At 53.8% G+C, this 12,458-nt stretch carries 11 protein-coding genes; 3 read left to right on the forward strand and 8 right to left on the reverse strand.

Annotation, left to right across the window (positions count from 1 at the left end):
- Nucleotides 1-16: 16 nt before the first annotated feature.
- From BS29_RS02315 to BS29_RS02345, 7 genes are all read right to left on the reverse strand, one after another.
- On the reverse strand, nucleotides 17-379 hold the full coding sequence (locus BS29_RS02315; RefSeq protein WP_229955617.1) for a hypothetical protein: 363 nt from the start codon (nucleotides 377-379) through the stop codon (nucleotides 17-19).
- A complete protein-coding gene (locus BS29_RS02320; RefSeq protein WP_229955618.1) occupies nucleotides 376-1,620 on the reverse strand; it encodes a class I SAM-dependent methyltransferase in 1,245 nt (414 codons plus the stop codon). The genes BS29_RS02315 and BS29_RS02320 overlap by 4 nt, the downstream gene beginning before the upstream one ends.
- Nucleotides 1,617-2,771, reverse strand: coding sequence for a nitrilase-related carbon-nitrogen hydrolase (locus BS29_RS02325; RefSeq protein ID WP_229955619.1), 1,155 nt, complete (start codon nucleotides 2,769-2,771; stop codon nucleotides 1,617-1,619). The genes BS29_RS02320 and BS29_RS02325 overlap by 4 nt, the downstream gene beginning before the upstream one ends.
- Before the next feature lie 6 nt (nucleotides 2,772-2,777).
- Nucleotides 2,778-4,328 carry an FAD-binding oxidoreductase gene (locus BS29_RS02330; RefSeq protein ID WP_229955620.1) on the reverse strand — a complete coding sequence of 517 codons (1,551 nt, stop codon included), beginning with the start codon at nucleotides 4,326-4,328 and terminating at the stop codon, nucleotides 2,778-2,780.
- Nucleotides 4,328-5,620, reverse strand: coding sequence for an MFS transporter (locus BS29_RS02335; protein WP_229955621.1), 1,293 nt, complete (start codon nucleotides 5,618-5,620; stop codon nucleotides 4,328-4,330). The genes BS29_RS02330 and BS29_RS02335 overlap by 1 nt, the downstream gene beginning before the upstream one ends.
- Nucleotides 5,621-5,741: 121 nt before the next feature.
- A complete protein-coding gene (locus BS29_RS02340) occupies nucleotides 5,742-8,042 on the reverse strand; it encodes a TonB-dependent receptor (RefSeq protein WP_229955622.1) in 2,301 nt (766 codons plus the stop codon).
- A 152-nt stretch (nucleotides 8,043-8,194) separates the two neighbouring features.
- Entirely contained in the window at nucleotides 8,195-9,184 is a 990-nt protein-coding gene (locus BS29_RS02345) for a LysR family transcriptional regulator (protein ID WP_229955623.1), read from the reverse strand.
- Nucleotides 9,185-9,311: 127 nt separating this feature from the next.
- Between BS29_RS02345 and BS29_RS02350 the strand changes: the two genes are divergently transcribed.
- On the forward strand, nucleotides 9,312-9,776 hold the full coding sequence (locus BS29_RS02350) for a fibroblast growth factor (protein ID WP_229955624.1): 465 nt from the start codon (nucleotides 9,312-9,314) through the stop codon (nucleotides 9,774-9,776).
- A gap of 70 nt (nucleotides 9,777-9,846) precedes the next feature.
- Nucleotides 9,847-10,533 (forward strand): hypothetical protein, encoded by a 687-nt coding sequence (locus BS29_RS02355; RefSeq protein WP_229955625.1) that lies wholly within the window; start codon nucleotides 9,847-9,849, stop codon nucleotides 10,531-10,533.
- Between the two features lie 62 nt (nucleotides 10,534-10,595).
- Here BS29_RS02355 and BS29_RS02360 read toward each other — a convergent pair whose 3' ends face one another.
- On the reverse strand, nucleotides 10,596-11,504 hold the full coding sequence (locus BS29_RS02360; RefSeq protein ID WP_229955626.1) for a DUF1838 family protein: 909 nt from the start codon (nucleotides 11,502-11,504) through the stop codon (nucleotides 10,596-10,598).
- A 115-nt stretch (nucleotides 11,505-11,619) separates the two neighbouring features.
- Between BS29_RS02360 and BS29_RS02365 the strand changes: the two genes are divergently transcribed.
- Nucleotides 11,620-12,438: an HpcH/HpaI aldolase/citrate lyase family protein gene (locus tag BS29_RS02365; protein ID WP_229955627.1), complete on the forward strand. Its 819-nt coding sequence runs from the start codon at nucleotides 11,620-11,622 to the stop codon at nucleotides 12,436-12,438.
- The last annotated feature ends 20 nt before the right edge of the window (nucleotides 12,439-12,458 follow it).

Raw genomic sequence — 12,458 nt, forward strand, 5'->3', positions numbered from 1 at the left:
ATCATGAGAAAAGCTGCTAGATTTCCTTCAGCTCCTTGCTGACCTCTTCCACAGGCGGTTCGGCCTGTTGCAATTCCTCGACCATCTGGTGCGGGCCGCGCATCACCCGGTAGATATACTCGCGGATCATCGCGCCGCGCTCATAGGCCGCCTCTTTGTCCGGCGTATAGCTTTCGATGTCATCGCGGCTGATTGTACCCTTGGCGTCGAGCAGGCGCTCGACCGTATCCATACGCTCACGCAGCACAGAAACTTCGCCGACAACTGCCATCAGGATGGACAGCATCCGTTCGTCCTCGGGATCGTCAAAATATTCCGGACGCTTGCCTTTGGCCTTTTTATTGGCCGCGGCCATCCAGTCGAAAACTTGGTCCGTCATTCTGCTGCCTCCTGCATCTGATCGGCATTTTTCCAGGCACCATAGGCATGCCAGAAAGCGGCGCGGCCATGATCTTCGTCCTCGCCAGTTGGTGCTTCGGGGAAAATCTCTCGATCCACCACGGCGCGCACTCCGGTTTCGAAAAGCTCATCGCGATCAAAGCCGGCTTTGACCATCTCGTCTTTCATATCCAGCGCATGCATGGAGGACCAAAAGGGTTCATTGTTGTTGAACGCATCCCAGTCCCGCAGAAACTGCTCAAATAGCGGCATGGCATCGGAATATTCCGGCTGTTCCAGATGGAACATCAGGCCATTGTCGGCGAGGACGCGGTATCCTTCGGCAATGATTTTCGGTAGCGCCTTACCGCTGGTTTCATGCAGGAACATTGTCGTCTGGACCCAGTCAAAGGTTCCGTCATCCCAGCGCGACAGGTCTTCCGCATTGGACTGAATGAACTTGATATTGGTTGCACCAAGCGATTGAGCCCGAGCATGAGCATAGCGCAATATCGGCGCGGCTGTGTCGATCGCGATAAACTCAGTATCGGGAAAAGCGAGCGCCAGCGGGACGATATTATGGCCAACTGTGGTGCCGATATCGAGCATCCGGCGCGGCTGCCATCCGGGGCGTTCTTTCTTGATCCAGTCAACCAGCGCCTGACCGCCGCCATCCGACAGCGCGCCGAGACCGCCTGCCGTGGTGGCAAAGATGCCGCAATCATAATTGGCACCCGCGGAAACATCGCCGGACAGCTCTTCGCCATGATAGCTGCCTGGCATGCAGTGAATGTCGACGGCGCTCTGATAGCGCGGCACTGCGACTTCGGGGTTTAGTTCCAGCGTGTCGCGGCCCTCATTATATTGCCGCGCCTTGGCGTTGAGTTCATCAATCTGGCGCAGCACCATAGCGCGGCCATTTTGCTGGCGCATTTCCATCGAATTGCGTTTCAGCGCGGACCAGAATGAGTGGAACGGATCATCATTCATCGCGTGGCGGATTTCAAACCGGTCCTGTGGTTCCCGGCCGTTTTCTTTTAGAAAAGCCGGCAGCACGCGCTTGTCATAGGCCAGTTGATTGCCGGGCCCGAGAGCGCCGGACAGGAATTTGTTGAAATTGGCGAGGAAATCAAACCGCGCGATTTCGTCGTGGGACGGCTGCGGTGATACGCCATGCCGGGCCACAGCATTATAGGGTGGTGCGACGTCCAGTTTCTGGTCGCTCGGGACTGTTTTGCTCATATCAAGCCCTCCTTTATCATGCGCTCTATTGTATCTTCCTGAGTGCGCAGGAAGTAATCGCGATCGGGTGTCTTCACTTCATTGACCTCGATCAAACCGTCGGCCTTTTGTACGGACAAATTACCATAAGTGGCGGCAAAAAGCTCCAGCCGCTGACGCGCGAGGAAATTGGTCATCGCAGGCTTGCGCCGCGCGGCGCGTAAGGCGCCCAAATCGATATCGGCAAAGGCGGTGAACGTCTCTCCGCTGTTCGACTCGGCCATCACCCGGCCCTTATAGTCGACCACCATGCTGTTCCCGTCGGCAGAGGCCAGCGGCAGGGTCGTGTTTTCAATGCCTGCGGTATTGGCGGAGACGACATAAGCCATATTTTCCTGTGCGCGTGCGCGCTTGCCGATATCTTTTGGCGTGTCGAGCGGGGAACCGATTTCCGACGAGCTGTGCACGAAAATCTCGGCCCCGCGCAGCGCATGGGCGCGGGCGATTTCGGGATAGAGTATTTCTTCCGATGCAATGGCGGCAAGGTTGCCAATCTCTGTCTTCGCCACGGGGAACACTCCGTCGAGGCCATAGATATCAAGATATTTGGTCCAGACATCATGCGGCGTCGGCGCAAACATCGAATTGAGCCGGCGATAGCGCAGCACAACGTCTCCGGATGGCGCGACCACGAAGCTGGATTGAAAATAAAGACCCGGGAAATTCGCATCCACTTCATAGGCATTGCCGGCAATGAACATTTTCAGCCGCTGCGCCATCGCGCCCAGCGCGTCATATTCCGGACCATCCACTTCCAGCGCAGCCTTGTCGGCAAAGTCGGGGATCGAAATGCGCCCCGGATAGCTGGTCAGCAGATATTCCGGCAGCACCGCCAACCTGACCGGATTGCCGGCATATTGCTGGATAAAAATTATCGCCGAACGGATTTTGGTTTCAATTTCACCGATCATCGCCAGCATCTGTGCGCGGGCGGCGGCCTTGTCTGGCGTCTTTTCAATCGAACGCGCGGCGAGCTGCATTGCAACGGCGGCGTAAGTTTTGGTGTCGGTCATAGCTTTGTCTTTATCATATTTCTCGTTCGCGGCGAAAACCGGAGATGCGACACTGGCACATAATGCCGCGGCGATCATCTGTCTGCGACCAAGGTCCATCTCGTTCTATAGACCGAGCGATCCCGGATTCATAAGCCCCTTTGGATCAACGGTTTTTTTCAAATCCTGCAGCAAGCTATCCGCCGCGGGATCGAGGCTATCGCGGTAGCGATAGGTTCTCCCGATCTGCAAATGTGCTGCGCCCTGATCGTGGAACAGATCAACCAGTGCCTGTTTCAGCTTTTGGGTCAGTTCCCATGCGGCACTGTTGCGGTCCAGTGTCGGAAGCTTGGCGAAATGAGCCGATTCTATGGTCGCCTCATGAACCGGGTTCGATGCATCGGGCCAGTAGAGGCAAGGTTCGATAATTGCACCGGACCCGCTAACGGCCGACACTAATATGCCAGTGAAAATGCCATGCTGGTCCATCTCTTCGCGATGCTGTTCAAACAACGCGAGGATCGCATCATAACAGGCAATGGCTCGGCTATGGGGTAGCAAACCATGTACCGGTGCCCAACGTTCGCCTTGCGGGCCGAGCATGCTGTTCAGCGGTCCAAACGGATTGGCGCGAATAATTTTGGGAATGGTATTCTCGGTCTCGGTCGCCCCATTATCCAAAGCGATTTTGCGCGCGCGTTCTAGGTCATCGTCAGCCGCCGCTTGTATGCGTGCTTCGGTCAGCACATGGAGCGAGAACTTCGCTTCGTCCATAAAGTCGCGGCCCGCTGCTACAACCTTTGCGCCTTCCTTGAGCGCGCCCCAGACAGAGCCCTGTTTCTTCATCATCTGACCCAGCGCTTTGGCATCGCTGCCTAAGCTGTCACGCTGCATACGGATAGCGTTCAAGCTGGGGTCAAAACCGAAACATTCCGTTGACACACCGGAGCGTTCAATAGCCCCCATCGCTGCCAATATGTCCTCATGTTTTTCGAAGGTAAAGCTGGCATAACCATGTGCCTCTGCTTCTGGGATCATCCGCAAAGTGATCGTCGCCTTCATACCCAATGCGCCGGTATCAGCCAGGAAAAGTCCGGTAAGATCCGGTCCATAAGGTCGAGTAAAATTCGCGCCGGTTTTCAGGACCGTACCATCGGCGAGCACGACTTCCATGGCGATGCAGCTTTGTGCCGCCGTGCCATAGCGACCAGAACCCCAGAACAGGCAGTTCTGGCTCATCCCCCCGCCAATCGATGCCTTGAGCCCGGAGAGAGTCCCCCAGAATGGCGTGCGCAATCCTTTCGGTGCCAGCGTTTCATATAGCTTTGCCCAGGTGCAGCCTGCTTCAACAGTGACCGTCATGTCGGTCTCGTTAATCTCGAGGATGCGGTCCATCGCAGCCAGATCAAACAGCACGGAACCAGCCTTGTCGGTCGTATAGCCGCCCGTATAGCTCATCCCGCCACCACGCGGGATCACTGGGATATTCTGCGCTGTGGTTGCGGCAATCGCTGCGGACAATTCATCTTTGTCCTTTGGGCGAACCACGGCCAATAGGTCTGCACCGCGCTGATAAACATCATGCGCATAGAAGTTCAGCGTTTCAGATTCGGTCAGGACTTCGGCGCCGGTTTCGGCGATAAATTCTATGGCTGTTGGATTGGCTTTTGTGGCCATCAGCTTGGCTCCGTGGCTAGTTTTTCTGTGGGGGGTGTATCGGTTTCCGGGAAACTTTCCGGATAGCGACCTAGGAAAAGGAGGAGTCCGCCACCGATTATGAAGGCGAAAATGGCGACGCCCAAGATGGGATCATAGCTACCCATATTATCACGGATGCTGGCATAAATAATGGGCGACAGAGCAGAGAAGAATCCGAAAGGCATGTAGAGCATGCCGTAAATCTTGCCATAATTGGCCATACCGAAATAGCGGCCCGTGAGATAGGCGATCAGATCGCTTTCCGCCCCGGCCGCAAAGCCGAGTAAAAAGCCTGCCATGGCGGCCATGGGAAAGGTAATGCTGTCTCCAAGCAGAACGTAACAGGAGATAGCGGGCAAGCAGAGCAGCGGAAAAGCTACAAAACCTTGCCAAAACCGATCGAGTAGTGCGCCCGTTATGATCCGCCCGGACAATATTCCGATACCCAGTACACCCATAACAGAGGCCGCCGTCTGTTGTTCAAGACCGCGATCGGAAAGCATTGTCGGCAGGTTGATAAACGCACCGCCAAAGGCCGTTGCGATCACCGCAATGGACAGCCAGATCAACCAGAACCGATAGTCTTTCAATGCCGTTCGTAAGGCCACACCGGTTAGCGTACCGCTATCGCTCGATATCGCTTTGGGCCGCTCCTCGGGACGGGGTTCGCGGAAAAGAAAATAGCCAAGCGGAAGCGCGATAAAAAGCGGCAGTGCCGCAACGATAGCAAACATCGCGCGCCAGCCATGATTTTCAATGGCCCATACAGCAAGCTTGGGAACGGTAATTGCGGCGAGGCTGGTGCCAAGCAGCAAGATACCAAGCGCCAGGCCGCGGTTTTTATAGAACCACAGATTGATTGCGCGGCTCCAGCTGACCGGGGTTGAACCGATACCGATCAGACCAACCAGGACCCATAAGGCATAATAGATATAAAGGGTGGATGTGACTTGCGCAGTCGGCGTGAACGAAATTGCTGCAAAAGACAGGCCAAAGGCAAGCAGCGAATAAAGGGCAACCTTGCGCACACCATATTTATCCGCAAGCGATCCGAAAAATGGCGCGAGTAAAGAGGCAATGATCCCGAAAATCGTGATCGGGAATAATATCTGAGTTCGGGTCCAGCCAAATTCTGCAATTAAGGGTTCGACGGTAAATCCGATGACATTGAACGGTATCGGTGATGCACCGCAAGCAACGCCAAGCACACCGGCAAGCAGGACCTTCCAGCCCATTGCAAATTCATTATTGCTTGTCTTTTGTTCTGTCATGCACCCTCTGCGACTCTATGATTTGTCCGGACATATTTTATATAGTCTGATTTGACTTATACGCCAGAAAAAGAAGGCGGACCATCGCTGACCCGCCTTCTCCCCCATTGTTGGTATCGGCTTAGTTAACACGGCCGCCAAATTTATAGGTGGCTCTTATGGTCCAGCGCCCCGGCTGGTTGAAATAAGTGTCCTGGTTGCCAAAGGATGCCACCAGATAGCGCTTGTTGAAACAGTTTGAACATTCGACGGCGAAGTTCAACTGGTCACCAAAGGGCTTGAAGTCGATGCCTGCATTGACCAGCACATAACCATCTGCCGGACCAACGCCGCGGGTCGAGACCTCCTGATCGGACACCATGCGAATGCTGCCGCGCGGGCTGATCAGCGCCTCACCGATTTCAATATCATAAGATCCGCCCAGCGTTATCTGTGCATCCGGACTGCGTTTGGGCTCGATCAATTCGCAGTTCACATCGAACACGGAAACCGTTCCATTGGGCGGGGTACAGGCGTCGATATCCGCCTGACTGGCTTCATAGCGCGCGTCCATAAGTCCAAGGGCCGCATAGAGGTTCAGGTTCCGGACCGGACTGATAAACGCCTCCACCTCAAGACCGGTATTAAGCAATTTACCGGCGTTGCCGATGGCGAACACGCCTTGGGCAATGGCTGTGTTGACTTGCAGGTCTTTGGCTTCGAGATAGAAGGCGGTTGCAGCAATGGAGAAATCACGGCCGAAGTTCAGGCGCGTCCCCGCTTCATAGGACCAGACTTTCTCTGATCCAAATGGTTGCAATCCTGATGCTGTATTCACGCGGGCATTCCAGCCGCCGGAGCGGAAACCACGGGTCGCCGAAGCATAGAACATCAGGTCATCATTCGGTTCAAATTGCAGTGCAAAGCGCGGCGTCCAGACTTTTTCACGCTGATCGATGGGAATACCGAGCGCGATCATATTCGCTGTTGTCAGGTCGGTTATGTCGCCAACCGGGCGATTGTCCGAGATACGAAAATCCTTTTTCTCATCCGTATAACGTACACCGGCGGTTGCTGTAATCTGATCTGTCAGTGCAAAATCACCCTGAATGTAACCGGCAATATTTTCCGTATCATTGTCGATAATCCGGTCGCGAGACGGCGTGGGGCCCGCAAAATAGGCAGCAAAGTCACTGCGGTTTTCTTCCTTCAAATAGAATATACCGGCAGTCAGGTTGAGGAAGTCATCAAACAGGGAGCCGTTATATTTCAGCTCAGCCGAATATTGTTTGAAGTCGCCGATATTGTCGATGATGAAAATGTCATCGAGCGCCGGATTGGCAGGCGATGGAAATTGCATGAACGCGTCAAACTGCGGCAGCGGGAAATTGACGAGAAAGTCATTCTCAACCTTGCGATAACCCATGATCAGCGCGATGGAGCCATTGTCCATTTCATAGGTTAGTTTGGAAGATGTGTTGTAGGATTTGGTGAGGCTGCCATAATCTGCCTTGGATACAGCGCCCGGGAAAACAGCGTCGAGCCCGAGTGGCAGGATCGATGTCGATACCAGATCGACGTCACCGTAATTGCCGGACGTTCTAACCGGTCCGGTTGCGGCATCGGTATCGAGATTGATGTCCCGTCCGGTGATGTTTGTGCCGCTGTCGCGAATATAATCACCGACAACATACCAGTTTAGATCATCGGTGAGATCGATATCGATGGCAATGCGGCCGCCATAAGCGTTGCGGTCATTAATCTTGCGATCAAGCGCGGTGTTCTCAAGCCAACCATTGTCATCGACATAAAAGCCGCTGACCAGAAAGCGCACACGGTCGGATAGCGGCAGGTCGACAGAACCGCGCAGCGTGACTTCATCAAACCGGCCATAGCTGGCTTCGGCAAAGCCGCCAAATTCCTCGCCGGGTTTGCGCAGGACGACGTTAATCGCACCGCCGGTTGTGTTCTTGCCGAACAGCGTGCCTTGCGGTCCGCGCAGGACTTCGGTTCGTTCAACATCGAACAACGCGATATTATTGCCATTCTGGCGAGCATAGAAAATTTCATCGACATAGGTGCCAACGGCAGGGTCAAAGGTCGGGAAGGATTCATCCTGTCCTTGCCCGCGCAGGAAGTAGACATTGGCGCTACCCAGCGAGGTGTTGTTGCTGCCGACAAGATTGGGCAGCGTGTCAACCAGATCGATGGTTTTCTTGACTGCCAGCGTGTCCAGCTGCCTTGGGGTAAAGGCGGAGATTGCGATCGGAACATCCTGAATACTTTGCTCGCGGCGCTGGGCGGTCACGATGATGACATTGTCACTGGTTTCTGCGGCTTCCGCCTGATCGCCTTGCTGTGCATGGGCAGGCGCCGCAGCTAGGGTCGCCAGTGCCAGTCCAAAAATGGCAGTGTTTCGATAGATTGCTTTGCGCGTTCTCATTTTCGTCTCCCTGGTTCCAGACGTAAAGAGAATGCTTGATATGCATTCAAGTTGTCCAGACAAATTTTAGGACTCTTGGCTAGTCTTCTTGATAGGGGAAACGCTAACAACCAATTAGGCTGCTTCTACAACCAAATGGTATTTCACCACTTCTATGGTTTTTCCGCCACAGTGATACCGCGCAGCTGGTTCATCCCGATAACGGTGCGGCAGGCGGCAACCAGTTCGTTTTTCAAACTCTGTGCGGCCGGCTGAAGGACCGAATTGCGGCGGATGGCGAAATAGGCCGTACGCGCGATCGGGAATTCGGTCTTTTCAATGATATGATATTGGGCGCGCTCTTCCTCTGTTGCCAGCAATTCCTTGGCGAGAAGCATCACCGCATCGCTTTGCAACAAGGTTGATTTCGCAAGAATAACGGAATCCATGTCGACATATTTGGCTGGAGGGGAGAGGCCGGCAGCAAGGAAGACATTGCAAATGCGCTGCCATTGCATCTGGAGCTGCATAGATAAAAGCCAGGTCTGGGACGAGAGGTCTTCAAGCGTTACATCGGCCTTGGATGCCAGTGGATGGTCACGCCGCATCATGATGACATCGCGGTCCTCGAACATTTCAGCCGTCTCAATCGCATTGTCGATTTCCAGATCGGTCGGAGGGGCGCTGGCAACAAATTCCACTTCGCCGCGGAGCAATTTTTCATACAGCGATCTGGTATCGCCCGATGTAATGCTGAGCGTTACGCCCGGCTGTTTTTCGCTGAAACGATTGATAACCATTGGTGCGATACGGGTCAGGAAGGACCAACCCAGACCAATCCGGACATAGCCCTTGTCAGCCCCACGCAAGGCGCTGATTTCTGCAGCAGCGAGACGGCTTTCAGCGGTTATGACCTTGGCTCGGCGGGCAAGGGCGTGGCCGAACTGCGTCGGCTCCGCACCAAATGCCCCCCGCTCAAATAGCCTGACAGCAAGGGTTTCCTCGAGTTTCGCGACGCTTTTGGAAACCGCTTGCTGGCTGACATTATTGTTGCTCGCGGCGCGCGAAAAACTGCCCGTGTCATAAACAGAAAGGAAATGCTGCAACTTTTGGGGGTCCATGGACGGTTTAATAAAGCGCTGACGCAGGTCTGGTTGGTTCATGATCGCTCCCATGCCACATGGCTATCACAATTAATAGCTGTGCAAAAACCGATATCGGTTGTTGGCTGGTCACTAGCATGTCCCCTAACGGAAGCCAAATCGGTTTGGAGCAAAGGGATATTTGACGGTGGCTGTTGCGAGTAAGGCGATACTGACGGACATCATGCCTGGCATGATGAAGCATGAAGGTATTTGGACTGGGCTCTATCGCCATGTGGACAGCGACAATCAGCTGGTCGATCAACACAAGGCCCGCGTCGAATGTATTTTTCCGCATGAAGGTCCCTATGCTTATATTCAGAAAAACCTGTTCCAGTGGGATGATGGCCGAGAATATCGTTCAACGCTGAACGGCGTACTTAGGGATGGTAAGCTGTGGTGGGATAATGAATATTTCGATGGCTGCGGCTGGGAAACGGATTTCGGTTTGATCCTCCTGAACCTCAATCGCAAGGATGATCCCGGCGCCAATTTCTATGAAATCATCTGCCTTGGCGACGATGGAAATCACCGCGCACGAACATGGCATTGGTTCAAGGATGGGCAGTTGTTCAAGCGGACCTTATGTGATGAACATCGGGTGACTGACTGACATAGCCATTGCAATTTGTCCGGACATATATGATCATGGTGCCGACCACATAATTATCGGGGGCGGCACAATGGCAGAACTCATCAACATTTCTTTCTACCAGTTGTTGGTCTTCATCCACACCATCTTGTTCGTGCTTTGGTTGGGTGCTGATGTGGGCGTTTTCATGCTTGGTCAGCATTTTCGCAAGCGGGAGAAATATGATCTTCCGCAGCGATTGGTCTTGCTACAACTGCTCGTCAATCTCGATATGACGCCACGCACCGCCTGGGCCTTGATGGTGCCGCTGACCATCACAATGGTCGATGCCGGCGGCTGGTGGGATGTGCCGATCTGGGGTGTGATGCTCTCCTGGGTGGTTGGTGCTGTCTGGCTGTGGCTCGTCTGGGATGCGCATATCCATGACCAGACCGAGCGCGCCGCGCGCGACAGGAAAATCGAGTTTATTCTGAAAATCGGGTTGACCCTGTTCTATATTGGCTTGGGTGTCCTTTCGCTGGTGCAGGGAGAGCCATTGATCCCGGTATGGCTGGCGACCAAGGCGCTGATGTTCGGCCTGATTTTCGCTGCAGCTATCATGATTGATGTTGCGTTCAAGCCGGTCGGGCCACAACTTGGCAAGTTGATCGCGGAAGGATCTTCGGACGAGACCGAGATACCGCTGCGCAAGACAATGGATACCACGCGGATCTGGGTGTGGATTGTTTATCTGTTGCTGCTCGCCACAGCATTTCTGGGCAATATCAAGCCGTTTTAGGGCAAAAAAAAGAGGCCGACCATTACGGTCGACCCCCAGGGAGAAAACTCTGATGGCTAGGGTTATTTCTTGTCTTTTTCCGCCGCCCGTTCCGCATCAATCATTTTCTTGAATACGGTCCAGGTCGTTTCATTCTTGCGCGGATCATCACCAGGTGGTGGCGCCGTATATTCGGGATAGTTAAGCGCAATCTCATCCTTGATCACATCGGGCAGTTCGTCATAGCTTTTCAGCTTCGCACCCATGGCGTTAAAGACCATCTGTCCCTGCCGTCCGCGCATTTTCATCCATGGCATCCAGTCTGAAATCCGGACCCAACTGATTGACGGATAGGCGGTCGGATTTTTGGTATCGAGTATCTCATCAGCGAGCATGGTGAAGTCGAAAATCTCCATCGCATGATATTTGTTGCCGACATAATCCTGATAATCGCCCGCCAGAACATTGTGATAGAAGAGCGGCACTTCGATTGGCATGAACATCCAATTGCCCTGCTGCCGGATATTGGGCAGTGAAAATGGCGTACCATCGGCGCGATAGGGATAGTTGGGACGGCTGTTTACAGGATCATTGGCGATTTGCATGACCTTAACCGTCTCGCCCGTCCATGGATTGTCCCAGGTGCGGAGTATCTCGTTGGTCTTGGGGTCGAGATAGAACATCACCTCGCGGCTGACTTGCCGGTAACCGACACCGCGTTTGGGATCTTCGATCCGGACACATTGCCGGATATTCATGCCTTCACCATTATACAGGTGCCGATCTGGCTCCCCTTGAACCCGGGAATAGACTTTACCGGACCAATGATAAACGGCAGGCACACCATCCGCAGTACCACATTGTGTCCGCTTCATGATTTCCAGGGCATCTTCAGGTTTTTTCGGATCGAGCGTCCGCGCCGCAGAAGGGCTGGCCAAAGCAAAAGAGGCCACCATCGTCGCCAGAGCTGTTTGCTTAAAAAATCGATTCATTTCACGCTTCTCCCTAAAAATCATGTCGAGTGATCATGCAATTAATTTCACTTTCTGGTTGACTTTAGATTTGTCCGGACAAATTGTGAAGAGGTAATATTGATCGAACATGATAATGGACCCTATGACCGGTTTTACCAACTTTCTTTTTGTGCCCGCCAATCGGCCCGAACGCTTTGAAAAAGCAGCCAATAGCGGTGCTGACCTGATCTGTATTGATCTGGAAGATTCGGTGCCGACGGATCAGAAAGATAGCGCCCGCGAATCTGTATTGGACGCGCTAAAAGCACTCGACCGATCGAAAACAGCGGTCCGAATCAACGGCCTCAAGACAGAAGCGGGTCTTGCAGACTTGCTTGCACTATCCGCCTCGGATCGGCTTCCCTCACTGATTTTCTTGCCGATGGTCGAAAGCGCGGCGGAAATTGAAATAGCGCATAGTATTTTGGGTGATCGCGTTGATGGGCTGGTTCCTTTGATTGAGACCGTCAGGGGCTTGCGCGCTGGCGATATGTTGGCGGCAAGTGCCGGGGTCACCGGTATGATGTTTGGCGGCGGAGACTTCTCTGCTGAACTGGGCACAAAGCTGGAATGGGAACCGCTGCTCGCCGCGCGTGGAGCCTTTATTCTCTGCTGTGCCTCAGCCGGTGTGGCCGCCATAGATGTGCCCTATATTGATATGGGCAATGAAACCGGGTTGGAGGAAGAATGCCGCAAGGCAAAGGCAATGGGCTTCCATGCCAAAGCTGCGGTCCATCCGAAGCAGATCGCCGCCATTGCCAAGGCAATGAAACCGACGGAAGCTGAAGTGGCCGAGGCGATAGACGCAATAAATGCATTTGACGCAGCGGGCGGTAAAGCGATTAGCCATAATGGGCGTATGCTTGAGGCACCGGTCATGCAACGATACCGGCATATCGTTGCTGCGGCCTGACAGGACCATTGATCAAAATG

The organism is Parasphingorhabdus litoris DSM 22379 (assembly GCF_020906275.1).
Taxonomy (GTDB): domain Bacteria; phylum Pseudomonadota; class Alphaproteobacteria; order Sphingomonadales; family Sphingomonadaceae; genus Parasphingorhabdus; species Parasphingorhabdus litoris.